The sequence below is a fragment of the Streptomyces sp. CBMA156 genome (assembly GCF_014596515.1).
Taxonomy (GTDB): domain Bacteria; phylum Actinomycetota; class Actinomycetes; order Streptomycetales; family Streptomycetaceae; genus Kitasatospora.
In genome coordinates this window covers 1-26,732 of record NZ_MSJQ01000122.1, presented here as the reverse complement: position 1 = coordinate 26,732, position 26,732 = coordinate 1, and the positions used below count along the sequence as shown (strand labels likewise).

The window sequence follows — 26,732 nt, the reverse complement described above, 5'->3', positions numbered from 1 at the left end:
GCCAGGCCTGGCTCCGGGGCGGCTGGGCCGCGCGCAGCGCCGCCGGGTCGGCGTAGTCGTGGCCCGCCGCACGCATGCAGGCCGCCCAGCCGCGGGTGGGCCCGGCGAGCTCCCGGTCGGCGGTCACCTTCTCGCCGCGGAGCGAGGCCAGGGAGTCCATCGTCACCCGGGCCTGGAACCAGGCCGCCAGGTCCAGGTACAGCGTGCGCTGGCCCTGTGACGTGCACCCTTCGGGACTGCGGGTGATCGGCATTCCGTCCGGGGTGCGGGCGGTGAGCCCCTCGGCCCGCGGGCCGTTGGCGGCGGCGATCGCGGGGGCCTTCCGGTCGGCCGGGAGACTCTCGAAGTAGTGCTGGTTGGGGTCCTCCGTCCGGATCTCCTCCAGCCGGCGTTCGATGTCCCTGCCGTAGCCGTGCCGGCGGGCCCACTCGACGTCGTCGATGACGTACGGGAACTCCCTGGCCTCCGGCACCGGTTGACGGGCGACCGGCTGGTAGACGAAGCCCTTGGCCCGCATGCAGTCGCGCAGCAGGAGCTGCTCGGCGGAGTGGAGCAGGTCCTCCTCGGCCGGCGTCAGGTCGCGCAGGTCGAGGCTGCCCTCGGTGGTCGGTGCGGCCAGTGGTGCCGCCCCGGCCGGATCGCTCGCGCCCCGGGCGGGCTGAAGGACTCCGTAGGCCGCCGCGGCGGTGGCGCCCACGGCCGCGGTGAGCAGGGCGACGGCGGTCAGGACCCGACGGCGCCGCCCGTGCTCCGGGCGACTGCCGCTCTTCGGCCCCGCCGGTCGGTCGGCGTCCTCCGTCTCGGGCATGGTGCTTCCTCCTTCGCTCGCTCGGTGGGTGGGGCGCCGGACGGCCGGCCCCGGGAGACCGCCGGCCCGCTTCCCCCGACTGTCGGTGGAGCCGCGACGGAGCCCGGGTGCAGGATCGGTCGAGGCCGGTGACCGGGCGTGACGGATCCTCCGGAAAGGACGCTGGTCATGCCCGTTCGTACCGTTGCGCTGCTGCCGGGCCGTTCGGGGACCCGGTGGCGACTCCACCGTGCGGGCTGTTCTGATTGTCCATCAACAAGAGAGTCGAAAGGCCCAGGTGAGCGGCGGACAATCCGGGTCGGCCGCGGACAGGACAGGGGGCGCGGGATGGGGAGTGCGGGACGCCCGCAGGGGCGATTCAAGGGGGAGACCGAGCAGGCGAACGCCCTGGCCCGGTTCGTACGGGAGTTGACGCACGGAACCACGGTCCGTGAGCTCGCGCGGCGCTATCCGGCGGGCAGGACCAGCTGGAGCGAGTACCGGTCCGCGGAGAAGGACATCCCGTGGCACCTGCTCCAGCGACTGGTCCACGATCACGTGGCGGACCCGCGGGCCCGGGCGGCGTCGCTGGCACGCGCCCGGGATCTGCACGAACGGGCCACCCGGGCACCGGAGTTGCCTCCGCCGCCAGTGACAGGGCAGTCCGCCGCGCAGCAGGCGCTGGACCGGGCCGGGCGGGCACAGCGCGAGGCCGAGGAGGGCGTGGCGGAGGCGGGGAAGCTGATCCGGGTGCTGGTCGCGATCGTGGCCGAGCTGCGGGGCGAACTGGGCGGGACGGGGCCCGCCGGGACGCTGCCGGACGACGCGGGCGCCGGGGAGCCGCGGCGGGCCCGGCTGCGGGACGCCACCCGCTGCCTGGCCGAGGTCCGGCGGATCAGGGAGAGCGCGCGGCAGGTGCGGCAGACGGCGGAAGGGGAGCGGAAGGCCTTCGGCGACCTGGCCGATCAGGAGCGGACGGACACCCGGCCGGACAGCTCCCGGACGGACGGCGCCCGGACCGACGATGCCCGGCCGCCGGAGGCCGATCCGGCGGTGGCCGGCGCGGTGGCCGCGCACCTGCCGGTGCTGTGGGGCGTGGAGGGCGACCTCGCGGAGGTGCGGGAGGCGTTGACGGAGCAGTGCCGGGAAGTGGTCTGGCTGGCCCGTTCCGCCGCCGGCCCCAGAGTTGTCCGCGGCGAACTGGTCAGGACCGCGGACAACCACCGGTCCGCTCCGCCCACTCCCCGGCCGGCGGACACCGGCCCTCCCCACGGTGGGTCCGCGGGCGCACGCCGGCGCCGGGCCTACCGGACCGGCATGGCCATGGGGACGGCGGGAGTGGCTCTGGTCACGGCCGTGGCACTGGCCGGGGTCCTGGTGGGCCTGCGGGTGGGCACGCCGGCGCCCTCCCTCGTGGGCCCGGGCGCTCAGGCCGCCGGTGCCCGACTCGGGCCGGAGGCCGGGGCGGCCCCGGCGCCCTTCGCACCGGGGGCGGACAGCCCGGCAGTGGGCAGCCCGTCGGCCGGCGGCCCGTCGGCGCCGGCCCCGAGCGGGACACCGGCCGGGCCGTCGGCCACGTCCGCACCGAGCGGTGCGCCCGCTCCCGCCACGGGAGCGGTGACCGAGCCGCCCCGGCAGGCCGAGGCGGCACCCCGGTCCGCCGGTGCCGACACCCCGTCGGCACCGGCTGCTCCTTCCGTTTCGTCCGCTTCGACCGGGCCCGGCGAACCCTCGCCGTCCTCGCCGCCCACGAACCCCACACCCACCCGGCTCGGCGGCACCCCGCTGGTCCCGCCGACGGGACCGGTGGTGATCAGGAACGGCAACAGCCGGCAGTGCATGGCCACGCCCGGCGGCAGCCGGGACGAGGGCCAGAACGTGCAGCAGTACCCCTGCGGCGACTACCCCGACCACTTCTGGGAAGCCCGGAAGACCTCCACGGACGCGGAGGGCGACACCTACTACCGGATCGTCAGCTACAACAGCTCGCTGTGCCTCTCCGTCCGGGACCACAGCACCGACGCCGCCGCCCCGGTCGTCCAGTCGGCCTGCGGCAGGGATTCCGGCCAGACCTGGCGGATCGAGCAGTGGCCGCACGGCAACCGCTTCGTCAACGGCAACAGCGGGCAGTGCCTCGCCGTCTCCTACGGCAGCGTCGCCCCGCAGGCGCCCCTGATGCAGTACCCGTGCGGCGACTACCCGGACCACTACTGGACCTACGGGCCGCGCCGGTAGTGGCTCAGGACACGGCCAGGGTGACGGCGAAGCCGTGGTCGGGGATGTCGAGGAAGCGCCGGTTGAACCGGACGAAGGGCTCGATGAGCAGGTCGACGAAGACCAGGAAGGCCACCGTGCCGATGCCCACCGGACCGCCCAGCAGCCATCCGCAGACCAGCAGCACCCCTTCGACCAGGCCCTTCGCGCACCAGAACGGCCAGGTCCAGCGATGCCGCATGGTGATCGCCAGCAGGTCGATGGCGCGGATGCCGAAGCCGCTCATGATGATCAGCGCCGAGGCGTAGGCGCACAGCAGCGCGCCGAGCAGCATCAGCGGGTAGCTCCGCAGACCCAGCCAGTCGGCCGGGCGCAGCCACTGGAAGAGGTCGATCAGGCTGCCGCACAGGAAGAAGGTGACGAACGGTGAGACGACCGGACGCTTCCCGTTCCACGCGGACCAGACGGCGATGCAGACGATCGCGACGACCGCCTGGCAGATGCCGATGGTGAGCGGCAGGTGCCTGAGCACGCCGAGCGAGAAGACGTCGAGCGGGTCGGTGCCCAGGTCGGACCGGATGAAGCAGTGGGCACCCAGGGAGAAGACCAGACAGCCCAGCAGGTAGACCAGCCCCCTGGGGGCCAGCTCGGCCGGCCGCAGGGGGTGTCGGTTCGGACCACCGCCGGAGGGACGGTGCGCGTTCATGGGAATCCTCCACGGGGACGGCGCCCGGCACGCCGCACCGAGGAGAGGGGGTACGGCTCAGGCGAACGACTGGTAGGCGAGGAAGCCGCCGAACAGGATGACCCCGACACCGGCGATCAGGTCGACACCCTGCAACAGGCGGGCGCTGAGCCGTCGGCGGAACACCAGGACGCCGGTGCTCAGCAGGGTGAACCACAGCAGCGTGCCGCAGCCGACGCCGACCAGCATCGAGACCGAGGCGGGCAGCGTCCCGGTGACGTTCGCCGCCGTGGCCGCGGCGAACGCGGCGGCCCAGTAGCCGATCGTCGCCGGATTGGAGGCGGTGGCCGCCAGCGCGGTACGGAAGGCCTTCGCCGGGCGGACGGGCTCGTGTTCCGGCTGCTCCTCGCCCGCGACCTTCACCCGGAAGGCGGCCCGCAGGGAGCGTGCGCCGATGTACACCAGCACCACGGCCCCGGCCAGGCCGAGGACCGTCCGCAGCACCGCGATGTCCAGCAGTTTCCCGACACCGGCCAGGCCGAGGCCGGCGTAGGCGACGTCCACCAGCGCCGCGCCCAGGCCGATCGCCCAGCCGGTCGGGAAACCGTCGCGCAGGACGCTGCGCACGCAGAGCAGGCCGATCGGGCCGAGGGGCAGGGCCACCAGGAATCCGAGGCTGAGTCCCGCGAACCACGCGGGGAGGACGTTCACCGTTCTCCCCGCATGGCCGGCGCGGCCTTTCGGCTCAAGGAAAAGGCCTGGTGCGAGCACGTGCGCGACAAACCGGTCAGCCCCTCGTGACAGTTCGACAACGCTCGTCGATCAGATCACTCGACGAGCTCCGATATGCCGAACCGTACCTCATCGCCCTGAGCCGGACTGAGATCTTCGGGCGCGTAGAACAGCTCGTACACATTGGTCGACAACAGCTGTCCGAGCCTGGTCAGGGCGTACACGTCCGATCCCCGCGGCTCCAGCCAGCCCTTCTCGACGAGCTGTTCGATCTCCGGCCCGAATACCGCCTCCATGGTGACGCCGAACCGGTCCCGGAAATCGGGCCGGCTGACCTCGCACATCTTGAGGCCGCGGATCATGACGCGGCGCATCTCCTGGTCCTTGGTGAGATAGGTGGCGAAATCCAGCGGGATTCGACCGCTTTCCACCATCTCGTAGTACTTCTTCAGCGGTTTGACGTTCACGAAGAGCCGGTCGTGGATGACGCTCTTCGAGGAGACGCCGAATCCGATCATCGGCCAGGTCCGCCAGTAGTACTCCAGGAAGCGCGAGTAGTCGGCGCAGCGGTCGGGGTGGAAGTAGCCCGTGGAACTGCGCCGGACGAAGCCGGCGGCCTCCAGCGCGTCGATGGCGTACTCGTACATCCGGCGCTCGTCCGCGGCCGTCGGGAGCGCCATCTTCCCCGACGTGATGAGCGAGTGGAAAGCCGTCTTCGGCCAGATCTCCAGGCCGTAGGCCGTGACGCAGGCCGGTTCGAGTTCGATGGCGCGGTCGACGCTGCGCTTCCAGTCGTCCACGGACTGGTCGGGGAGCGGGAAGATCAGGTCGATGTTGGTGTGGGTGAAGCCGCCGTCGACGACGGTGCGGAAGGCCCGCTCCGCGGTGGCGCGGTCGTGCGAGCGGTTGCAGATCTCCAGCAGCCGGTCGTCGAACGCCTGCACGCCGACGCTGAGCCGGGTGAAGCCCGCCTCCCGCATCCGGGCGATCTTGGCCTCGTCGACCGTGGAGGGGTCGAACTCCAGGCCGATCTCCGCGCCCTCGTTGAACTCGAACGACTCCCGGCAGACGTCCAGCAGCCGCGCCGTCTGGTCGCCGGTGAGGATGCCCGGCGTACCGCCGCCGAAGTACACCGCGTCGACCCGGAACCCGGGGAAGGAGCGGTTGGCGGCGAAGGCCCGGATCTCGCGTTCGAGTGCGTCGACGTACTGCGCGAAGTGCTGCTCGTTGCGGTTGATGTAGACGGTGTAGTCGCAGAATCCGCACTTGGTGAGGCAGAACGGCACGTGCAGGTAGAGCACCGCGTTCTCGAGGCGGAAGTACTCGTCGTACTCGTGGTGGCGGTACTTGAACGGATAGGTGTGGATGTTCCGGCGGACGATCTTCTCGGCCATCTGCTGTCGCTCCTTCATCGGGGCCGGCCTGGCGTGCTGGTGGACGGATCGGAGGGGGAGGCCGTCAGCAGAGGACCTGGAAGGGGTGGACGTCGGCGGCCGGGTCGAGGGCCGGCCGGTCGTTGGGGACCACCGGGCGCCCGCAGGAGACGAACAGGTCGTCGTAGCGCGCCCGGGACCGTTCCCGGTAGTCGACGGCGGACCTGGCGAGCATCTTGACGACCTCCTCGGCCAGCATCAACTGGTACTGGCACGACTCGGAGTTGAGCTCGTTCACGTCACCGGTCGCCACGTGGTTCTCCTGCCGGCAGCCGCCGCCGCACAGGTAGCGGGCCCAGCAGCCGCCGCAGACCGGGTGCTCGTCGACCGTGCGCTGCCACTCGGGGTGCTCCCGGGTGAGCCCCTCGGAGCCGGTGCCCACGTCGAAGGACTCGTCCCCGACCAGGCGGTGGCACGGGCTGACGCTGCCGTCCGGGGAGTGGGTGTAGTACGTCCGGCCGCCCGAGCAGAACGCCAGCGCGGCGGCCCCCTCGGCGATCATCTGCACGGCGCGCTCGTACTCCAGCACGCCCTTGAACCGGTTGCCGGGCGCGAACAGCCGCGGGTAGTGGACCAGGAATTCCTTGAACTGCTCGACGATGCCGGGCTGGAGGAAGTGGTTGATGTACCGGATGCCCTTGGGCTCGGAGAGCTTGCGGTCGCCCAGGGTGAGCGCGATGGGCACCGTCGTGCCCTGCTCCACCGGGTAGACGCCCGGGTAGATCTGGAAGTAGTCGAAGAGGTCCAGCTCCCACAGGTCGAGCACGTTGTCGGTGAGACGGGGCTGCGCCGTCGCGATCGTCATCCGGGCGACCAGGGTGACCTCGTCACCGCACGCCTCGCGCAGCCGGACCAGGTTGCGGATGATCCGGTCGTAGGACCCCTTCCCGTTCTTGGACGGGCGGTTGGCGTCCTGGACCTCGCGGCCGCCGTCGAGCGAGACCGAGACGATGAAGCGGTGATCGCGGAAGAGCTCCTCGATGCCCTGCGGCATCAGGGTCAGGTTGGTCGAGATCCGGTGCACGAACTCGGTGCCCGAGCTCTCGGCGAGCGCGCGGGCGCGTTCGCAGATCCGGCGGATCACCTCGAAGTTGGCCAGCGGCTCGCCGCCGAAGAACTCGAAACGGACCCGCTGCCCGGCCGCGGCGTAGCGGTCGACGAAGTCGAAGATCCAGGCGATCGAGTGCTCGCCCATGGCCTCGGTGATCCGGCCGTAGTCGCCGCCCTCGGCGAAGCAGTAGGTGCAGGCGAGGTTGCAGACGTTCGTCAGGTTGACGTTGACGGCGAAGTCGGCGCCGTCGGACAGTGCGCCCTCCCGCAGCCGGACCCGGTTGGACTCCTGGCCGGCCGCGGCGCCGGCCAGCAGCTGCTCCCAGGCCTGCCGTTCGTCGGGGTGCAGGCGGTCGACCCCGGACGCCAGCCGTTCGGCGGTGTCCGACGGGGCGAGCAGCAGCCGGTGGCTCCCGGTGATGAGGACGGCGGAGGTGTCGGCGCTGAAGGGCAGGACCCGGTAGTCCGTCCCGTGCCTCAGCGTCCCCGTGCCGGCGGGGCCGTTCACGACCGGGGGCCGGGCTGGAAGAGCGGCAGCGGCGAGACGTCCTCGTTCAGCGTCCCGGCGGAGGCCTCGACGGTCGGGAAGTGGGCGCGGTCGAAGACCTGGTGGAGGCTGGACGTGCACTGCGGCGGGACGGCCACCTGGACGCCGGCCTCGCCCGCGGTGCTCTTCGCCGCGATGAACCGGAAGCTCTCCTGCGGGGCCAGGTCGACGATCTGCCACCCCTGGTCCGCGGCCGGGTCGCCGTAGCGGCGGTGGTAGGCCCGCACCGGTGCGTCGGAGGTGTTGCGCACCTGGACGTGCAGGGCGCGGACGTCCCCGTGCCAGTCGAAGCGCGCCAGGTCCAGGCCCTGCCCGGTGGGGAGTTCAGGCACCCGGGTCCGCTGCCGGGCGTCGGGCAGCAGCACGACCCCGGCGGGGGTGCCGCACCCGGTGCAGGCGCCCTTCGCGTCCACGCCGAGCAGGTCGGCGTTGAGGCCGTACCGGGTGATCTGGAGCAGGCCGCAGCTCCGGCACCAGGTGTTGGTCGACTCGGTGTCGTACACGTTCCCCAGGTAGACGTGGTTCAGCCCCAGGTCCTTGGCGACCTTGCGGGCCCGTTCCAGCCGGTCGACGGGGGTGCGGATGGTGTCGGTCATCTTGTAGTCCGGGTGGAAGCGCACGAAGTGCGTCGGCACGTCGGGGTCGAGCCGTTCACCGACGAAGGCGGCCATGTCCCGGGCCGTCTTCTCGTCGTCGCTGAGGTCGGTGACCATCAGCGTGGACACCTCGACGTGCTTGCCGGCCCGGTAGACCTGCTCCGTGCCCTCCAGGACAGGTTCGAGCCAGCCCTTGGTGATCCGCCGGTAGTACTTCGGGTCGAGGGACTTGATCGACACCGAGAAGATGTCGATGACCGGGATCAGTTCCTCGATGGCCTCGCCGCTGATGAAGAATGCGGACTTGTAGAGGTTGACGATTCCCGCCGCCTTGGCCAGGGCCGCCGTCTCCACGACGAACTCGTGCCACACCACCGGGTCGTTGTAGGTCCAGGAAATGACCTTGATGCCGTGCCGGACGGCGATGTCCACGACCTCCTCGGGCGTGTAGTGGTAGACGTCCTTGTCCTCCACGTAACGCGCCTGCGAGGTCTTCCAGTTGTGGCAGTAGTCGCAGTTGAGCATGCAGCCGACGTTGCCCATCGACAGGATCCGGGCGCCGGGCGCGTAGTGGAAAACGGCCTCCGTCTCGATGGTCTCCTCGGTGGCGTGGACGGAGCGCCCGTAGTTCAGCGTCACCAGGCGGCCGTCCCGGTTGGCCCGGACCCGGCAGAATCCGTGCTGGCCGGGGCGTATCCGGCAGTTCCGGGGGCTGAGATGACATCGGACGATGTTGTCCTCCAGCCGCTCTTCCAGTCTGGCGGGGTGGGGTTCCTTGTCCCAGGTCTTCTGCGACATGGCGGTTCCTTCCGTGCGGTGGTACGGCTGCGACGGGCAGGAGCGTGTGGGAGGGGGGTGGTGGAATTCGACAGTGGCCGGAACCGCGGATTCGGTGGTGGTCCGGATATCGGGTCACGCTTTCCCGCTGGGAAAGCCCGCTGCCCGGGGGGATTCGCGGGGCCGGCGGGAACAGAGGATCGCCGCGGATTCAGCGAACTTCGATGAGTTCACTGGACGTTCTTATTCCTGTCAAGAAGTCCGAACGTCGTGCGATCCGGTCGGCATCGTTAAGCGGACAATGCGTGCGGATCGCGCGCGGGCATGAGTAAGGCGACCCTTACTTTCGGCGATCTCGGGCCTGCTCAGCGGGTTCCCCGGCCCGGGGCCGGCGCGGGCCGTTCCGGTCGGGTGGCGCGAGTGGGGCTGCCCCACGCGAGAGGTGGCCGAAAGTCGTCGGCCACAGCCGAATTGAGCTCCTGCCGCATCACCGGTCACCCGTCGCACGTGCCGCTTGCCCCGCACCGGTCCCGGCCCCGAACCCGCCGGGGCCCCGCGGGGTCCGACCGCGCCCGTCAGGATTCCCGGCGCAGCAGCGCGGCGGCCGCCGCCAGCAGGTCCTCGTTGTGGCCGAGGACGTCGCGCCTGGTCGGCCGGTGCAGCGGGCCGGCCGCGACACCGAAGTCCTCCAGCGGGACGCCGATGCTCGCCCCGGCCCGGGTGGCGCGGCGCAGGGCGACGCGGAATCCGGCCCCGCGCGGCAGGGCCGGCAGCAGCTCGGGCAGCCAGACGCCCAGCAGCTCGTACGTCCACACGTTGGCGCCGCCGGCGCCGGTGCTCGCGGCCGTCCCGAGCACCGGGCCGGGGCGGCCGTCCGCCTCTCCGTCCGCCGGGCCGTCCGCTCCGCTGTTCGCTCCGTTGTCCGCGAATCCGGCGGCGAAGACGTCGGCGGCCGAGTACGTCAGCGCGTCGACGATCAGGACCTTCGGTCCCGTGTAATGCGGCAGCCCCGCGGTGACCGCCTCGGGGTCGGTGAGCGGGAACGCCTGCGAGTACGGTTCGCCGGTCTCCACGGCGTCGTGGATCGAGTCCGTCCACCGGCGCAGGGCCGGATCGGCGCGGACCAGGGCGAGCGCGGCCCGGGTCGTCGGCAGCGAGAACCGGACCGGGGCGACGGGGTGCCCGCTCAGCACCCGCAACGCGGCCTCGGCGGCCAGGATGTTGCCGCCCGGGTTGCCGCGGATGTCCACGATCAGCCCCTGCGCCGGAGCCTTCGCCGCGATCGCCGCCACCTGCTCGGCGAACCGCCGCGCGCTCGCGACGTTGAAGGAGAAGATGCGCAGGTACCCGTACGGCCGTGCGCTGGCCCGCGAGTACGCCAGGACGTCACGCGGCGCCCGCGCCACCGACAGCCGGGCCGGCCCCGGGGCGAACAGCGCCCGCTTGGCCTGGCGGGTCGCCTCGTTGCCGGCGTCGATGCCGAGGTGCGTGCCGAGCGTGGGCACCGGATCCTGCTCCCGCCCCCGGTACCGCTCCGCGGTGCGCACCCGCCACGGCACCCGGGTCTCGCGCACCCGCCCCTCCGGCGTGCGGTAGGTCAGCAGCACCCAGCGCTCGTCGGGCGGCGGAGCGGTCCGCAGCGGGCGCAGCGTCAGCGACTCCAGTCCGCGGGCCAGCCGCGCGTCCGGGCCGCAGCCCGCCTGCGCGGCCGTGCTGCGCTCGACGGCGCGCTCGACCGGGACACCGTTCCACAGCTCCAGCTCGACGCCGGCCTCGAAGTCCGCGTGCCGGAGTGAGTCGTCGATCCGGGAGACCGGGTAGTGCGGCATCCCGTCCTCGTCCTGGTAGCGCTCGACCAGGAAGCCCAGCACGGCGACCTGGCCGCGGTAGGGGGAGGGGAGCTGGTAGACGGTGTGCAGGTCGCGCAAGTCCCGGAAGACGCCCGTGAGTTCGGCGTGGAACTGCAACTCGCTGAGGGCGGGGACGCGCCGCTCCAGCAGGCGGAGGCGCTGGACCGGGTCGGTGGCGTACCGGGCACGCTTGAGCGGGAGGTGGACGTAGAGCTCCTCGACGAGGATCCGGGCGGCGGTCACCAGCCGGTAGCGGTCGGCGAGCGGCAGCGGGTCGGCGGCGACCCGGGCCATGAACGCGTCGAGCCCGATCGAGTCCGGCAGCACCCGGGCCGGCCCGGTGACCCGCGGGCTCATGCCGCTCGCGTCCTCATGCCGCTTCCGTCCTCATGCCCGTCCCGCTCTCACAGGTCGTAGTAGTCCTTCAGCCGGGTCAGCTCCGGGATCCCGCTGCGGTCCACGGCGGCGAAGAAGGCGGCGTCGTGGGTCAGCGCGTCCAGCGGCGGGATGACCAGGCCGGCCGGGACGTCGTCGGTGCCGGCGAGCGCCGCCGCCTCGCCCTCGGGCATGTCGCCGAAGAGGGCCAGCGGTGCGTCGGGGTCGTCGAGCGGTCCGCCCCAGGCCGCGAGCCCGTCCTGGGCGTCGCGCCAGGCGGCCCGCGGGTCCCGGCGGACCTTCTCCAGCGCCCGCTTGACGGCGGGCCAGTCCAGCGTGGCACCGGCACCGGCACCCGTGGCACCGGGACCGCCGGGCCGTCGCACCGCCACCCTGCGCCGGAGCCCGCCCACCGGTTCGATCGCTCCGGCGTCCGCCGCCCCGGCGGCGGTCATCAGCGGCCCGGTCCCGTACCGCGGGACGCCGCGGGAGACGACCAGGAGGACGTGCCGTTCGGTCGCGTCGACGAGGTTGCGGTACACGTCCTCGTCGGGCTCGTGGCGTTCGAGCACGAGCAGGTCGGCGGAGCTGCCCGCCGCCAGCCGCCCCACCTGCGGCCCCCAGGCGGTCGCGAGCGCGTCCCCGGGGTTCGCGGTGACCATGTCGCACAGCGCCCGGTCGTCGAAGTGGCCGTCGAAGTCGTGGTGGTTGATGCCGTCGGCCACCTTGAGCTCGCCGAGCACGTGTTTGGTCCCCGACGGCGACCAGTCGGAGCCGAGCGCGATCCGCAGCCCCTGCGCGGACGCCGCGACCACGTCCGTGGTCTCGTGGTACAGCCAGTGGTTGGAGAACGGCGACCACACCACGGTGCCCCGCTCGGCCGGGTCGAGCGCCGTCACGCCGTCCTGCCAGGCCGCGAACTCGGCAGGGGTGAGCGCCGTGCCGTGCACGCAGATCAGGCCCGGCTTCAGGCAGGGGGCGAGATCCTTGAACTCCTGGTGGACGTGGGACTGCGGCTGCGCCGGGTCCGGCTCCGCGAAGTGCCGTCCCTCCGCGACGTGGTAGATCAGCACCCGGGTGCCGTCGAGCTTGCCCGCCGTCTCGTCGCGCAGCACGTCGGCGTGCTGCTGGAGCGCGGCGGTCAGCACCGTGTCGCGGCCCGCCGGCAGCTTCTCGACGTCCACGATCCGCACCGGCCCGCCGTCGATCGGGCGGGTCGCGCGCGGGGCGCCCTGGACGGAGGTGGACCCGCCGACCAGCGCCTTGACCTCGATGTACGCGAGCAGCGCCGTGGGCGCGGCGGTGCCGAGCACCCTGGCGGGCCAGGTGACCGACGTCGAGTAGTCCGGTGCGCGCGTCTCGTCCACCCAGCGGTCGTGGTGCAGGTACGGGACACCGACCGCCTCCCAGAGCGGCAGGGTGTTGTACTGGAGGTGGCCGTGGAGGTCGACCAGGCCGGGCAGGACCAGCGCGCCCGTGCCGAGGAGGTCGACGACCGGGGCGGTGCCGAACCCGGCCGGTGCTGCCTGCCCGGCCGGCAGCACCGCGCCGAGCCGGCCGTCGTCGCCGACGTACACCGCGCCCGGGTCGAGGATCCGGTGCTCGCCGTCGAAGGTGACGACGGTGCCGCGCAGCACGAGGGCCATCAGCTCGGCGCCTTCCAGACCAGGGTGTGGCCGTCGTCCGGGGCCGGGCGGCCGACGGAGTTCTGCGTCTGGTCGCCCGCGGCCCGCACCCAGGCGTCGTCCCCCAGGAACGCCGGTGCGCCGAAGGGCAGGTCGCGGCGCGGGATCGGCCGGTAGTCGCTCTCCAGGAACGTGCCGCCGTAGTTCGGGCCGGTGGCGTCACCGTCCTCGTCCGGCTCGACGACCGGGCGCAGCGCGGTGATCGCGGCGCGCCAGCCGTCCAGCAGCGCCACCGAGTCGTGGCTCGACGGGTGGGGCGCCTTCACCAGCACGGCCTGCTGTGGCCGGGCGTCCCACAGCCGCACCGCCTCCTGGGCCATGAACCCCATCGCGACGACGGCCCGCAGCCCCGGACCGACCGCCGTGCCGAGGACCTCGTTGCGCCACTGCGCCTGCGCGGGTTCGCCGAGCCGCTCCTTCATCGCCTCGGCCCGCGACGGGTGGACGGCGTACGCCCACGCGTTGAGGCAGACGTAGGACCGGGTCAGCCCCAGCTTGGCGAGGAACCCCTGCACCCGCTGCCCGGCGTTGCCGACCAGGGTGCGCCCGGCGATCCGCTCGGTCGGTCCCGGGTCGGAGGCGACGACCAGTACCCTGGCCGAGCCGTCCAGCCGCCCCCGGTAGAACACCGGCCCCCAGTCGAACCAGAACGCCTGTTCATCGGGCGGATCCGGCACCCGCGCGAACAGCTCCGCGAACGCGTCCGTCGGCCCCCGGTCGAACTCGGGCATCGGTCATCACCTCGTTCACCGGTGGCCCCCGGGCGCCGGCGTTCACGGACCGTGGCGGGTCCCGTGCTCGGCGGGGGCGGTACCGGGGCGTGTCGGCCGTTCCGGTGTCCCTACCAGCGCACCACACCGCCCCCGTCCCCGCAAAACGGTGCCGGTGCCGGGCCGCGCGGGCCGCCCCGGCGTCGGTGCTGTCGGAGCCCCGCGCTAGCTTGCCGCCATGGGCGACCTCTACGAGATCTCGATCACGCTGGACCTGTTGGACGATCTGTCGGCGGAGGAGGAGGCGGAACTCCGGTGGCACCTGGGGCTCGGGCCCCGGCCGGCGGAACTGCGCATCGTGCCCGCCTTCCCCGTCGTGGCCGTGGACGACGACGGCGGGATCTCCGTCGAGGACGAGCCCAGGCCGCTGCTGGGCCACCACGGCGCGGCCCACCGGGTGGGCGGGGTGCTGGTGTCCCTGCTGGTGCCGACCGAGGACGCGTGGTCCGGCCGTTGGGCCCTCACCGTGCGCCAGGAGATCCACCCCGACGACTTCGACATCACGGGTGAGCTCCTGGCCTGGCTGGCAGGCCGGGCCTCCGACCGCTACCGCCACCGCGACGGCACCGTCCGGTTGGGCTGGATCCGGCCCCATGAGTCGGACCGCCCCGCCGCCCTGGTGGTCCGGGACGGGAAGGCCGTCTGGCGCTGAGCCGGTGCCCGTCGGCCGGGCGGGTCGGCACGGGAGGTCGGTCAGGCCGACCTCCCGTGCCGGTGGGGTCAGGCGCTCAGGCCGATCCTGGCGGCCGAGGTGCCGAGCCCGGTGGGGGAGGGCAGCAGCCGGGCGGGCAGGGTGGTGCGGACCGGGAAGTCCGTGTACCGGCCCGTCCGCAGGTGCCAGGCGTGGAACCCGGCCAGCCACTCCTGGAGCTGCCTGACGTAGTCCGCCATTCCGGCCCGCTCCTGTTCGCCCAGCTCCAGTTCGTCGTAGAGCGCGGGCAGTTCGGAGTCGGTGAGGTGCTCGAACTCCTTCATCCGGGCGGTGAGGAGGTCGTTCACCGCCGCGACCGTGTCCGGGAGCGTCCCACCGGTGAAGCGGCGCAGTGCGTAGACGCCGTTGTGCACGTCGTCCTCGTACTCGATCTCCACCTGGTACGAGGCCACGTCGTTGAACCAGCCCGCCCAGTCGCCGACCGCCGTGACCAGCCGGCGCATCGGCCGGCTGGTCATCACGGCGTCCGGGACGGCCACGCCTGCGGCGTGGTGGATCAGGTCCGCGCAGACCCCGGCGCCGAGGGTCTGGCGGCGCATCTCGGTGTAGTCGATCAGCTCGGGCGTGCGGTTCTGGAGGGCGTTGAACACCTCCCACACCCCGGAGCGGAGGTGGACGACCGTGCTGGCCGAGAGCTTGCGCCGCAGCTCGTCGCCGACGGCCGGGGCGGTGCGGCACCAGAGGTCGGCGAGCCCCTGCTCGGACGGGTTGGTCGGCGTCGGCAGCACGGCGACCGGCTCGGCCGGGACGAAGAGCTCCAGCCGGTCGAGGTAGGCCTTGGCGCCGGCCAGGTCGCGGCGGCGCTTGAACACTTCGAGCAGGTAGTCGTCCTGGAGGAAGCCCCAGGTGTACCAGTCGTTGAGCAGGTCCAGCTGCTCCAGCGGCACGTCGGGGTGGGTCAGAGCGCCGAACAGCGCGAAGTCGGCGGCCTGGACACTGGCCTCGTCCCAGATCCCCAGCCCGGGAACGTCCAGGATGCCCGTGCGGCGGATGTACGCCTCGCCGTGCTCGCGCGCCGTCTCCAGTTCGCCGTGGGTCCTGGCCTCGAAGGGCATGTAGAAATCGGGCAGTTCGAGCTGCTCGCGCTCCTGACGCGGGGCGTTGAGGTAGCTGCGGGCCCGCAGGCCGAGCGGGGCCGGGCCGAGGCCGAGCCGGGCGGCGGCGGTACCGAGGCCGGAGGGGGTGAGGAAGGACGGCGCGGGTGCGGGGGCGGGCTCCGAGTCCGCGGGCAGGTAGCGGCCGCCGGGGCGCAGGGCCCACTCCAGGTTGCCGGCCATCCAGTCCTTGAGCCCCTGGACGTAACGCAGGACGCCGGCCCGCTCGTCGGGGGAGAGCAGCTGTTCCTCGAACACGATGGGCAGTTCGGTGGCGGCGGTGTGGTCGAACTGCTGGAGCCGGTCGGTGACCAGGTCGTTGACGACCTCCACCGCCCGCCCGGTCTCGCACCCGAGGAAGTGCTCCACGACCGTCACACCGTTGTTCACCTTCCCCTCGGCGAGGTCGATCTCGTAGGAGATGATGTCGTTCTGCAACCCCTGGGAATCGGCGAAGGCCGCGTTGAGCAGCTCCAGCGGGCGCTGGTCGAGCAGGCGCGGCGGAAGCTCCAGGCCCAGGGCGTGTTCCAGCAGTTGGGCCGACCAGAGGATCCCGCCGACGGAACGCCGCATCTCCAGGTACTCGATCGGGTCGAGAACCCGGCTGCCGTCGCGGGCGAGGTTGAACAGCTCGCGCAGCGCCTCCTCGGCCATGTCCTGGATCACCGCGACGTAACGGCGCAGCCACGGCTCCGACTTTCCGGGCGCGGTGCGGGCCCAGAGGTCGGCCAGCCCGCGTTCCAGCGGGTTCTCCGGGGTGAGGCCGGACGCGCTGCCGTCGAGGGGCATGAAGTCCAGCAGGCGGAAAAGGTATTCCCTGGCGGAACCGAGCTGTTCGGCCTCGGTGTACGCCTGGGGGAAGTAGTCGTCGACGTACCAGCCCCAGACGTACCAGTCGCTCATCAGGCAGAGTTCGTCGGGTGAGGCGTCGGGGTGGGTCCACGCGGCGAAGAGCGCGAAGTCCATCGCGGTGAACCGTTCCTCGTCCCAGACGGGTTCGAGCATGTCCATCTCGCGGACCCAGAGCAGGCTCTGCGCCCGGGCCGTCTCCAGATGGGGGTTGAGGCGGGCCGGCCACGGGAGGTAGAAGTCCGGCATCGAGATCGCTGCCACTGCGGGTTCCTTCCGGGAAGTTCGGATGTGTGACCAAGGCGTGGCAGGCGACCGTCGGTCATTCGTTTCGCATTCGAACAGCCCCAGCCACGAGTGGCACAACGCGGCGGGCCGGGTCGGGACACGGGTGAAGTGCACCAGGTTGACGCGAGAGGCGGGCCGGGCGGGCGGCCGAGGCGCCGAAGAGGCGGGGTGGGGCGATGCACGACTGGGGCGCCCTCAAACACCGTCAGCACAAACGTTCACCCTATCGGGTGATGAAGATCGTCCGTTGCGATGCGGAACGCCCCTTCGCGCCTACGGTGGGGAACCGAGCGGAACGGGATCTTCGGCCGGAGTTCCTGTTCGAGACGGGTGAGATGACGACCCGTCATATCGTGCGACCCTTCTCAGAGGAGGCTCCATGCCCCTGCGTGCCAGACCGGACACACCATCCGGGCCCGACTCCGCCCCGGCGGTGGGCTCATGAGTTCCCCGGCGATCGAGCGGATCCTGCGCGGGCCCAGCGGACTGGGCACCTCGGGGCTGCAGTTCCGGCCGCAGGTCCCGGCGTCCGAGGCTGCGACGCCGGAGGTCGCGACACCGGAGGTCGCGGCGCCCGAGGTCGCGGCACTTGGGGTCTCGGCTGCGGAGATCCCGGTGCCCGAGGCTCCGGTGGCCGAGGCCGCGGTGGCCGAGGCCGTGGTGCCCGACGTCGTCGTGCCGGAGACCACGGCGCCGCAGGCCGTGACCCCCGAGGCCCGGCTGTCGGCCCTCCTGATCCCGCCCAGCGTGACGCCCTCCGGCCCGGCCCTGGCGGGCCAGACCCCGACCGGACTGATCCCGGCCGGCCTCACCCTGCCCGCCGAGGGCAGGGTCGCCGAGGTGCCGAGCGGTGGCAAGCCCAAGAGCGGGGACCCCATCCCCGGCCTGTACTACCATCCGATCGCCGAGCCGGACCCGGTACGGGTGGAGGCGCTCAGCGCCGAACTCAAGATCTGGGCGATGGAGGAGATCGAGCTCTACCCGCCGGAGTGGGAGAAGGACTTCGACGGGTTCTCCACCGGGCGCTACATGGTGGCCTGCCACCCGGACGCGCCGAGCGTCGACCACCTGATGCTCGCGGCCCGCCTGATGGTGGCCGAGAACGCGGTGGACGACTGCTACTGCGAGGACCTCGGAGGTTCGCCGATCGGCCTGGGCAGCCGCCTGCTGCTCGCGCACACGGCGCTCGACCCGCTGCACACCACGCCGGAGTACCAGCCGGACTGGGAGGCCTCGCTCTCCTCGGACGCGCCCCGGCGCTCGTACCACTCGGCGATGGAGTACTTCGGCCGGGCCGCCACGCCCTCCCAGTCGGACCGCTTCCGGCACGACATGGCGCGGCTGCACCTCGGGTACCTGGCCGAGGCCGCCTGGGACCAGGCGGACCACGTCCCCGAGGTGTGGGAGTACCTGGCCATGCGCCAGTTCAACAACTTCCGCCCCTGCCCGACGATCACGGACACCGTCGGCGGCTACGAGCTGCCCGCCGAACTCCACGCGCTGCCCGCCATGCAGCGGGTGATCGCGCTGGCCTCCAACGCGACCACCATCGTCAACGACCTGTACTCGTACATGAAGGAGCTGGCCAGCCCCGGACTGCACCTGAACCTGCCGGTGGTGATCTCCGAGCGTGAGGGCGTCTCCCGCAAGGAGGGCTACCTGAAGGCCGTCGAGGTCCACAACGACCTGATGCGCGCCTTCGAGGCCGAGGCGGCGGCCCTGGCCGTGGCCTGCCCGGTGCCGACGGTCCTACGGTTCCTGCGCGGCGTGGCCGCATGGGTCGACGGCAACCACTACTGGCACCAGACCAACACCTACCGCTACACCCTGCCCGACTTCTGGTGACGGGAGCGGCTCCCGGCGACCGGTCCCCGTTCCGGTGACCGCCGTCCGGCAGCCGTCCCCCGGTACCCGATTTCCGTGACCACTCGACCGGTGAGCGATTCCCGGCGAGCAACCGTTAACCATCCGCTAGGAGCTGACCCATGTCCGTGACCGACGACATCACCACCCCGGGCAACACCATCCCCGGCCCGGCGACTCCGTACCAGGGCGACATCGCACGCTACTGGGACCACGAGGCCCGTCCGGTCAACCTTCGCCTGGGTGACGTCGACGGCCTCTACCACCACCACTACGGCATCGGTGCGATCGACCAGGCCGCGATCGGCGACCCGGCCGACAGCGAGCGCGAGAAGAAGGTGATCACCGAGCTGCACCGCCTGGAGTCCGCCCAGGCCGACGTGCTGCTCGACCACCTCGGCGACATCCGCGCCGACCACACCCTGGTGGACGCCGGCTGCGGCCGTGGCGGCTCGATGGTGATGGCCCACCAGCGCTTCGGCTGCCGGGTCGAGGGCATGACCCTCTCCACCCAGCAGGCCGACTTCGGCAACAAGCGCGCCGCCGAGCTGGGCATCGGGGACTTCGTCCGCTCCCGGGTCGCCAACATGCTGAACATGCCCGTCGAGACCGGCACGGTCGCGGGCTCCTGGAACAACGAGTCCAGCATGTACGTCGACCTGCACGACCTGATGGCCGAGCACTCCCGGGTGCTGAGCGTCGGCGGCCGGTACGTGACCATCACCGGCTGCTGGAACCCGCGGTACGGCCAGCCGTCGAAGTGGGTCTCGCAGATCAACGCCCACTTCGAGTGCAACATCCACTCCCGCCGCGAGTACCTGCGGGCGATGGCCGACAACCGCCTGGTGCCGCAGGCCGTCATCGACCTGACCCCGGACACCCTGCCCTACTGGGAGCTGCGGAACACCACCTCGCTGGTGACCGGCATCGAGGAGGCGTTCATCGAGTCCTACAAGGACGGCTCCTTCCAGTACGTGCTGATCGCGGCCGACCGGGTCTGATCCCGGCGACGCGCTGATCGGGCAGCCCTGATCAGGCGGCTCCGACCAGGCCTGATCAGGTCGTGGCGCAGCGGCGGCGGCCTCCCCGAGGGTGCGGGGAGGCCGCCGCCGTGCTCGTGCGGGTGGGGGCCGCCCGCTACGGCCGGGTGAAGGTCAGGTGGGTGACGCCGCTCGGGCTAGCCACCGCCTCGGTGCGGAAGCGTTGTTCCAGTCCTTCGAGCCCGTCCCAGAGCCGCTCGCCCCGCCCGAGCAGCAACGGCACCACGACCACGTGCAGGTGGTCGATCAGATCGGCCGCCAGGAAGGCCCGGACGGTGCTCGGACCGCCGCCGATCCGTACGTCCAGGCCGCCGGCCGCCTCCCTGGCCCGGCGCAGCGCCTCCTCGGGGGAGGCGTCGAGGAAGTGGAAGACCGTCCCGCCGTCCATCTCCAGGGAGGGCCGCGGGTGGTGGGTGAGCACGAAGACCGGGGTGTGGAACGGCGGGTTCGGCCCCCACCAGCCGCGCCAGTCCTCGTCCTGCCAGGGGCCGCGCTGCGGGCCGAACTTGTTGCGGCCCATGATCTCCGCGCCGATGCCGTCGGCCCAGGTGCGGGCCATCGCGTCGTCCACGCCGGTCCCGCCGCCCTCCTTGCCGCTCATCCGCCGGAACGTCCGGGTGCCGAAGAACCAGTCGTGCAGCCGGTGGCCGGCGTGGCCGAACGGCGCGTCGAGGCTCTGCCCCTCGCCGGTGCCGTAGCCGTCCAGGGAGATCGAGAAGTTGTGGACCCGGACCAGGGACATCGGCTTCCTCCGCCGTTCGGTGCCTCGGGGGCGGGGTGTCGTCCCGGTCGCGGACCGGCCGCCCTCGCATCCGGGTCACGCTAACCCGGGGCGGTGGTGTCCTGACGTTCCGTCACCGCCGTGGGCGTGGCGGCCGGGGCGGGTGGGGGTCGGGTGGAGGAAGGGGAGGGGAGTCGGGGAGAAGCGGTGCAGCCGTCACGCTATTGTCGTGCCTTCTTCATCCTGAGCACGCCCGGGCGGGCGATGCTTCGTCAGGCTGCCCGGGAGCAGGGCGGCCGGCATCCCACGACTTGGGGGGACCGTCCCGATGACCGTACGCCGCACCCTGACCGGATTCCTGGCCGCCGGCCTGATCGCCGCCGCGGCCGCGCTGATCCCGACCGCACCGGCGGACGCCACCACCGGCGGACCGGGCGACCTGCCGTTCGGCTCCGCGACCACCGTCGGCCTGCACAACACCTACGACCCGGCCGCCTTCCCGTACCTCGCCCAGGGCCTGGACACCGGCACCGGGATGATCGAGCTGGACCTCTGGCCGAACATCGTGACCAAGCAGTGGCAGGTCAGCCACTCCAACCCGTTCGGCAACTCCAACAACTGCACCGCTGCCAGTACCCCCGCGCAGCTGTACGCGGGCAGCACCAACCAGAACCTGGAGAGCTGCCTGGACGACGTCCGGGTCTGGCTCGCCGCGCACCCGGGCGCCGGCCCGCTGGTGATCAAGCTGGAGCTCAAGCCCGGCTACTCGGCCAACACCGGGATGGGCCCCGACCAGCTGGACGCGCTGATCGCCGCCCACCTGGGCTCCGCCGTGCTGCGCCCGGCCGACCTGCTGGCCAAGCCCGGCGGCGGCTCGTACCCGAGCCTCGACGAGGCGGTGCGGGCGGGCAACTGGCCGAGCCGATCAGCGCTGGCCGGCCGGGTGCTGCTGTACGCGATCCCGGGCACCGTCGAGCTGGGCAACCCCTTCGACACCCTGCACACCGACGTCGAGCAGGGCCGGCACCTGCGGGACCTGGCGGCGGCCGGCCGGATCGGCCAGGCCCAGGTGTTCCCGTCCGTGCTCGGCGCCGCCACCGGCGACCCGCGCGGTCAGTACACCGGCGCGGACACCTCGATCCGGCCCTGGTTCGCGGTCTTCGACGGTGACGCCTCCACCTACGTCAGGACCATCGACACCGCGTGGTACGACGACGCCCACTACCTGCTGGTGATGACGGACTCGCACCTGGTCGCCCCGGAGATCAGCGGCACCGATCCGACGGCCGACCAGGCGCGGGCCCGCACCGAGCAGTTGGCGAAGGCGCACGCGAGCATCGTGTCCAGCGACTGGCGCAAGCTCCCGTCGGTGCAGTCGCTGGTGCTGTCGCGCGGCTGAGTCCGGCCGGGCCGCTGACCGGGTCACGTCACCGGAAGGTACGTCGTGTTGACCGGAGATGAAGACTTGGAACGGGGCTTCCGATGGCGCGGGGCGGTCGCCATCCTGTTTGTCATGACCCGAACTCTACGCGCGTGGAAGACTCGCGTCGCCGCCACCGCCACCGTCGCCCTGGTCACCCTCGCGCCGATCGCCGTCGCCACCGAGGCGCACGCCGCGGTCGGCTCGGTGTGCCTGTCCGCCCTACCCTCCCAGGCCGACACCACCCTCGACCTGATCGCCTCCGGCGGTCCGTTCCCGTACAGCCAGGACGGCATCGTCTTCCAGAACCGGGAGGGCGTGCTGCCCTCGCGGTCGACCGGCTACTACCACGAGTACACGGTGGTCACCCCGGGCTCGCCGACCCGCGGCGCCCGTCGCATCGTCACCGGCACGCAGTACCACGAGGACTACTACACCGCCGACCACTACGTGACCTTCCGCAAGATCGACTTCGGCTGCTGACGACCCGGCCTCCGTTCCACCCGTTCCAGCTGTTCCATCCGTCCCATCCCGTCCTGGACCCCGGCGCCGCACCCCACGCCGGGGTCCAGGACGGCTCCGGTAGCGTCGGGGCGTCCGTCACCGACGCCCGGAGGCTCCCGTGCCGCAGATCCTGGTCGACCACTCGGCCGCACTCGACTTCGACCGGGCGGGCCTGGCCGCCGCACTCCACCGGGCAATCACCGAGGTGATCGACACCCCGGTCACGGACTGCAAGACCCTCTTCCGCCCCGCCGCACTGCACCACGTCGGGGACGGGACGAGCGGCGAGGCCGCGGTGCTGGTCGAGGTGAAGATCCTGGCCGGCCGCAGCACCGCGCAGCGCGCCGCGCTGACCGACCGGGTGCTCGCGGCGCTGCGCGACCGGCTGGCCGAGCCCGCCGTGATCGGCGTCCAGGTCACCGAACTCGACCGCGACACCTACCGCTTCGTCCACCACCCCGGGCACTGAGCGGGACCCTCCGCGAAACGGCGGCGGCGCCGGACCCGAGGGTCCGGCGCCGCCTTCCATTCCGGCCCGGGGTCAGTCCGTCGGGCAGTGGATGCCCGCGGCCGGGACGGTGCCGTCCAGCAGGAAGGCGTCCACCGAGGCGCGGACGCACTTGCTCGCGCCGTACCCGGTGTGGCCCTCGCCGTCGCGGCTGAGCAGCACGGCGTTGCCGAGCTCGGCGGTCAGCTTCTCGGCCCAGGCGTACGGGGTGGCCGGGTCGCCGGTGGTGCCGACGACCACGATCGGGTTGGCGGCGGCGGACTTGATCACGTGCGGCTTCTCGGTGGCGCGGAACGGCCAGATCCGGCAGTCCGGGTCGAACAGCGCGGACTGCGGGTCGTGCTTGCTGATCAGCGGGGCCTTGGCGGCGAGGTCGGTCAGCGCGGCCTGCAACTGCTCGCCGGCCGGGGCGTCGGTGGCGCCGTCGGCGCAGTGGATGGCGGTGTAGGCGTCCGCCGAGGGCCGGTAGTGGCCGTCCTTGTCGCGGCCGTTGTAGGCGTCGGCGAGATCGAGCAGGTAGTCGCCCTTGCCGCGCACCATCGCCCAGCCGATGGAGTTGCGCAGACCCTCCCAGGCCTTCTCGCCGCCGTAGAGCCGGCTGATGACGCCCGTCCAGGCGATGCTGGAGGTCAGGGCACGGCCGCTCTCCGTCTTCAGCGGCTTGTCCTTGAGCCCGTCGAGGAACGTGGCGAGCTTCTGCGTGGCCTGCTCGGGGTCCTTGCCGAGCGAGCAGGCGGCCTTGGTGACGCAGTCAGCGGCGAAGGCCTTCAGGGCCCGCTCGAAGCCGGCCTGCTGCTCGATGTTGTGCTGGACCAGCGAGGTGGAGGCCGAGGTGGCGCCGTCCAGGACGACCCGGCCGACCTTGTCCGGGAACTCCTCGGCGTAGAGCGAGCCGAGGTAGGTGCCGTAGGACAGGCCGAGGTAGCTGAGCTTCTGGTCACCGAGGACGGCGCGCAGCACGTCCATGTCCCGGGCGCTGTTGCGGGTGCTGACGAACGGCAGGATCTGGGCGTACTTGGCCTGGCAGGCGTCGGCCAGCTGCTTGCCGTGGTCGGCGCCTGCCTGGTCGGTGTTCAGCCAGCCGTCCCTGGCCTGGTCGTCCAGGCAGTTGAGCGGGCTGGTCCCGGCGGTTCCGCGCGGGTCGAAGCCGACGATGTCGTAGCGGTCGTGCAGCGGTCCGTCGAAGCGCTTGGGGTCGTAGGCGACCATCTGGACTCCGGAGCCGCCCGGGCCGCCGGGGTTGAGCAGCAGTGAGCCGATCTTCTGGTCGGGCTTGGTGGCCGCGTTGCGGACCACGGCGACGTCCAGGGTGGCGGTGGCCGGGGCGGTGTAGTCGAGCGGCACCTTGAGCGTGGCGCACTGGAGCGCCGAGGTGTCCTCCTCGTTCTCCGGGTCCTTCTGGCAGGGGCCCCAAGTGAGCTGCTGGCCGTAGAAGGTCTTGAGCGCGGGGTCGTTGGCGCCGGTGGGCTTGACCGTCGGCGTCGGCGTCGGGGTGGCGCTCGGTGCCGGGTCGGCGGTGGTCGTGGTGGTCGCGGGCGCGGCTGTGGTGCCGCCCCCGCTGGTGCAGCCGGCCAGCAGGGCGGCGGTGGCGAGGGCTGCGACGGTGGCGGGCAGGAAGCGCCGCGGGGTACGCGTGATCATGGAATGCACGGCACACAAATATCACCTGACTGTCACATCAGTCACATGGGATTCTCAGAAGCCTCTGCGGAGCGGTCCTGACGACGCCGGTCACCCGGCGGCCGGGCATGATTCCGTCCGGGTCCGGACGGTGCCATGCTGAGGTCATGACAGATCGCAGCGCGGCCGCTCCGGTCCGCGACGAAGCGCAAGCGGGCGGGCGGCGGCGGGAGTTGGCCGCGGCGACGGTCGGATCGGTGGTCGAGTCCTTCGACTGGAACATCTACGCCGTCCTGGCGCCCTACTTCGCGGCGGACCTCTTCGGCCACGGCAAGCACGGCGTCAGCGGCGTGCTCGGCGCGTACGTCACCTTCGCGGTGGGCTTCGTCGCCCGCCCGGTCGGCTCCTACCTGATCGGGCGGCTCAGCGACACCAGGGGGCGGCGCTTCGCGCTGAGCCTCGGCATGGCGGTGATCGCCGTCGCGAGCCTGGGCATCGCCGCGGTGCCGGGGCAGCAGGCCATCGGGGCCTGGGCGGCGGTGCTGGCCGTGCTCGCCCGGGTGGTGCAGGGGCTCGCCTTCGGCGGAGAGGCGCCGAGCGTCGCCGCGTACGTCACCGAGACCGCCCCGCCCCGGCGCCGCTTCGCGTTCAGCTCGGTCTCCTACGGCGGGATCATCCTCGGCTCGCTGCTCTCCTTCGGGGTGCTCACCCTGCTGATCCACGCCATCGGCAAGTCCGGCCTGGAGAACGGCGGTTGGCGCTGGGGCTTCGTGGTCGCCGCGCTGCTCGGGCTGGCCGCCGTCTGGGTGCGGCGACGGGCGCCGGAGAGCGCGGAGTTCCACCGCGCCCGCGAGCGCGCCCGGCACACCGCCCGCCCGCCGTTCCTGCGGGTGCTGCGCGAACACCGCTGGGCGGTGCTCACCGTCTTCCTCAACACCCTTGGCGGGACGGTCGGTTACTACTTCGCGCTGGTCTACCTGCCGCAGTACGCCGCCGCCTACCACGTGATCGACAAGGAGGAGGCGGCCTCCTTCATGACCGTGGTACTGGGCGCGGTCCTGGTCACCATGCTGCTCACCGGCGCCGCCGCCGACCGCTACGGCCTGCTGCCGGTCGCCCGGATCGGGTTCGCCCTGCCGATCCCGCTGGTCGGCGTGCTGCTCGCCGCACTGCGCCAGGGCTGGCTGCCGTTCCAGATCGTCGCCGTGCTGCTGGGGATGCTGGTGGCCACGGTGCTCGGCACGCTCAACGTCTTCACCGGGCTGCTGTTCCCCACCGAAGTGCGGGCGGTCGGCCTCGGCGTGGTCAACGCGGCCACCATCGCCGCGTTCGGCGGCACCTTCCCGCTGCTCGCCGAGTGGCTGTCGGACCGGCACTGGCTGGGCGTGATTCCCTGGTACGTCACCGTCTGCACGGCGGGCCCGGCCCTCGGGCTGCTCACGGCGATGCGGGTGCCGTCGTTCGCCGCGGCGGTCCTGGATACGGAACGCACGGTTCAGCGGACGCCGGGAACCGCCTGACGGACAGTCATTCCATGTGGTTGAGTGGTCAACACAACGCCGATCGGGGAGGGCGAGCGTGGACACCAGCGCATCGGGTACGGACACACCGGACACCAACGCACCGCACCGCAGCACGGAGGACACCGACGCACAGGACACGTTCGTGTCGGACAGCTGGCTGACCGAGCCCGGCTTCGAGACACCGCCGCAGGTGGACCTGCGCATCGACCGGGCGCACTCCGCCCGGGTCTACGACTACCTGCTCGGCGGGAAGACCAACTTCCCCGCCGACCGCGAGGTCGGCGACCGCGTGATGGCCGACCTGCCCGGCGCGCGCGCCGACACCACCGCCGCCCGCGCGGTGATGCACCGGATGGTCCGCCGGCTCGCCGAAGTGCACGGCGTCCGCCAGTTCCTGGACATCGGCACCGGCATCCCCACCGCACCCAACCTGCACGAGATCGCCCAGGCCGTCGACCCGGCCTGCCGCGTCGTCTACGTCGACAACGACCCGATCGTGCTCGCCCACTCGCGCGCGCTGCTCACCAGCACCACCGAGGGCCGCACCGCCTACGTCCACGGCGACCTCCAGGAACCCGAGCAGTTCCTCGCCGACCCGGGGGTGGCCGCCACCCTGGACCTCTCCCAGCCGGTCGCGCTGACCCTGATCAACATCGTCCACTTCCTCTCCGACGAGGCCGCGCACCCGCCCGTCCGCAAGATCCTCGACGCCCTGCCCGCCGGCAGCTTCCTGGCCCTCACCGCCGGGACCGCCGACGTCGCGCCGGAGCGGATGGACAAGGCCACCCGCCGCTACGCGGAGGCCGGGATCACCCTGCACTTCCGCACGCGCGAACGCGTCGAACGCTTCTTCGCCGGGCTGGAACTGGACGAGCCGGGCGTGGTCCCGGTCAACCACTGGCACCCGGACGCCGACGCGGCCGCGACGGAGCACAAGGTCTCGGCGTACGGCGGGGTCGGCCGCAAGGCCTGAAGGCCATGACGATCCCGCGCAGATCCCTCCTCCGGGGCACCTCGGTGGCCGGCGCGGCCCTGGTGGCGGCCGGCACCGGGGCCGCGCCGAACGCCGCCGCCCGGCCCGCCGAGGAC

General features: G+C 72.2%; 20 protein-coding genes and 1 pseudogene. 9 read left to right on the top strand and 12 right to left on the bottom strand.

The window, feature by feature from the left end:
• A pseudogene (locus tag BU198_RS10310) lies at positions 1-808 on the bottom strand (hypothetical protein); the annotation flags it as partial.
• Between the two features lie 327 nt (positions 809-1,135).
• On the opposite strand from BU198_RS10310, the gene BU198_RS10305 reads away from it, so the two are divergent.
• A complete protein-coding gene (locus tag BU198_RS10305; RefSeq protein ID WP_188296533.1) occupies positions 1,136-3,022 on the top strand; it encodes an RICIN domain-containing protein in 1,887 nt (628 codons plus the stop codon).
• Between the two features lie 4 nt (positions 3,023-3,026).
• On the opposite strand, the gene BU198_RS10300 is transcribed toward BU198_RS10305, so the two are convergent.
• The 8 genes from BU198_RS10300 to BU198_RS10265 form a co-directional block, all read right to left on the bottom strand.
• On the bottom strand, positions 3,027-3,707 hold the full coding sequence (locus BU198_RS10300; RefSeq protein ID WP_188296532.1) for a YczE/YyaS/YitT family protein: 681 nt from the start codon (positions 3,705-3,707) through the stop codon (positions 3,027-3,029).
• Between the two features lie 57 nt (positions 3,708-3,764).
• Positions 3,765-4,397: a LysE family translocator gene (locus BU198_RS10295; RefSeq protein WP_188296531.1), complete on the bottom strand. Its 633-nt coding sequence runs from the start codon at positions 4,395-4,397 to the stop codon at positions 3,765-3,767.
• 116 nt (positions 4,398-4,513) lie between these two features.
• Positions 4,514-5,812 (bottom strand): coproporphyrinogen-III oxidase family protein, encoded by a 1,299-nt coding sequence (locus BU198_RS10290; protein WP_188296530.1) that lies wholly within the window; start codon positions 5,810-5,812, stop codon positions 4,514-4,516.
• 64 nt (positions 5,813-5,876) lie between these two features.
• Positions 5,877-7,409: a radical SAM/SPASM domain-containing protein gene (locus tag BU198_RS10285; RefSeq protein WP_188296529.1), complete on the bottom strand. Its 1,533-nt coding sequence runs from the start codon at positions 7,407-7,409 to the stop codon at positions 5,877-5,879.
• On the bottom strand, positions 7,406-8,842 hold the full coding sequence (gene amrS / locus BU198_RS10280; RefSeq protein ID WP_188296528.1) for an AmmeMemoRadiSam system radical SAM enzyme: 1,437 nt from the start codon (positions 8,840-8,842) through the stop codon (positions 7,406-7,408). Before amrS ends, BU198_RS10285 begins: the two co-directional genes overlap by 4 nt.
• A 554-nt stretch (positions 8,843-9,396) precedes the next feature.
• Positions 9,397-11,028, bottom strand: a complete 1,632-nt coding sequence (locus BU198_RS10275) for a S41 family peptidase (protein WP_188296527.1) — start codon at positions 11,026-11,028, stop codon at positions 9,397-9,399.
• 47 nt (positions 11,029-11,075) lie between these two features.
• Positions 11,076-12,692, bottom strand: coding sequence for an amidohydrolase family protein (locus BU198_RS10270; RefSeq protein WP_188296526.1), 1,617 nt, complete (start codon positions 12,690-12,692; stop codon positions 11,076-11,078).
• Complete coding sequence (locus BU198_RS10265) at positions 12,692-13,462, bottom strand: uracil-DNA glycosylase family protein (RefSeq protein ID WP_188296525.1); 771 nt, start codon at positions 13,460-13,462, stop codon at positions 12,692-12,694. The genes BU198_RS10270 and BU198_RS10265 overlap by 1 nt, the downstream gene beginning before the upstream one ends.
• A 217-nt stretch (positions 13,463-13,679) precedes the next feature.
• On the opposite strand from BU198_RS10265, the gene BU198_RS10260 reads away from it, so the two are divergent.
• Entirely contained in the window at positions 13,680-14,153 is a 474-nt protein-coding gene (locus BU198_RS10260; RefSeq protein WP_188296524.1) for a hypothetical protein, read from the top strand.
• Between the two features lie 68 nt (positions 14,154-14,221).
• Here BU198_RS10260 and BU198_RS10255 read toward each other — a convergent pair whose 3' ends face one another.
• Positions 14,222-16,420: a terpene synthase family protein gene (locus tag BU198_RS10255; protein WP_188296523.1), complete on the bottom strand. Its 2,199-nt coding sequence runs from the start codon at positions 16,418-16,420 to the stop codon at positions 14,222-14,224.
• Between the two features lie 465 nt (positions 16,421-16,885).
• Between BU198_RS10255 and BU198_RS10250 the strand changes: the two genes are divergently transcribed.
• On the top strand, positions 16,886-18,289 hold the full coding sequence (locus BU198_RS10250) for a family 2 encapsulin nanocompartment cargo protein terpene cyclase (protein ID WP_262987019.1): 1,404 nt from the start codon (positions 16,886-16,888) through the stop codon (positions 18,287-18,289).
• Positions 18,290-18,429: 140 nt separating this feature from the next.
• Positions 18,430-19,308 carry a geranyl diphosphate 2-C-methyltransferase gene (locus BU198_RS10245; protein WP_188296522.1) on the top strand — a complete coding sequence of 293 codons (879 nt, stop codon included), beginning with the start codon at positions 18,430-18,432 and terminating at the stop codon, positions 19,306-19,308.
• Between the two features lie 136 nt (positions 19,309-19,444).
• On the opposite strand, the gene BU198_RS10240 is transcribed toward BU198_RS10245, so the two are convergent.
• Positions 19,445-20,089 carry a dihydrofolate reductase family protein gene (locus tag BU198_RS10240; RefSeq protein WP_188296521.1) on the bottom strand — a complete coding sequence of 215 codons (645 nt, stop codon included), beginning with the start codon at positions 20,087-20,089 and terminating at the stop codon, positions 19,445-19,447.
• Between the two features lie 307 nt (positions 20,090-20,396).
• On the opposite strand from BU198_RS10240, the gene BU198_RS10235 reads away from it, so the two are divergent.
• From BU198_RS10235 to BU198_RS10225, 3 genes are all read left to right on the top strand, one after another.
• A complete protein-coding gene (locus BU198_RS10235) occupies positions 20,397-21,467 on the top strand; it encodes a phosphatidylinositol-specific phospholipase C domain-containing protein (protein ID WP_188296520.1) in 1,071 nt (356 codons plus the stop codon).
• 114 nt (positions 21,468-21,581) lie between these two features.
• Complete coding sequence (locus BU198_RS10230) at positions 21,582-21,971, top strand: ribonuclease domain-containing protein (RefSeq protein ID WP_188296519.1); 390 nt, start codon at positions 21,582-21,584, stop codon at positions 21,969-21,971.
• A gap of 139 nt (positions 21,972-22,110) precedes the next feature.
• Positions 22,111-22,461, top strand: coding sequence for a 5-carboxymethyl-2-hydroxymuconate Delta-isomerase (locus BU198_RS10225; protein ID WP_188296518.1), 351 nt, complete (start codon positions 22,111-22,113; stop codon positions 22,459-22,461).
• A 72-nt stretch (positions 22,462-22,533) separates the two neighbouring features.
• On the opposite strand, the gene BU198_RS10220 is transcribed toward BU198_RS10225, so the two are convergent.
• On the bottom strand, positions 22,534-24,141 hold the full coding sequence (locus tag BU198_RS10220; protein WP_188296517.1) for an alpha/beta hydrolase: 1,608 nt from the start codon (positions 24,139-24,141) through the stop codon (positions 22,534-22,536).
• A gap of 146 nt (positions 24,142-24,287) precedes the next feature.
• Here BU198_RS10220 and BU198_RS10215 point away from each other — a divergent pair, with 146 nt between their 5' ends.
• Positions 24,288-25,640: an MFS transporter gene (locus tag BU198_RS10215; protein WP_188296516.1), complete on the top strand. Its 1,353-nt coding sequence runs from the start codon at positions 24,288-24,290 to the stop codon at positions 25,638-25,640.
• A 160-nt stretch (positions 25,641-25,800) separates the two neighbouring features.
• Positions 25,801-26,616: an SAM-dependent methyltransferase gene (locus tag BU198_RS10210; RefSeq protein ID WP_188296535.1), complete on the top strand. Its 816-nt coding sequence runs from the start codon at positions 25,801-25,803 to the stop codon at positions 26,614-26,616.
• Positions 26,617-26,732 lie beyond the last annotated feature (116 nt).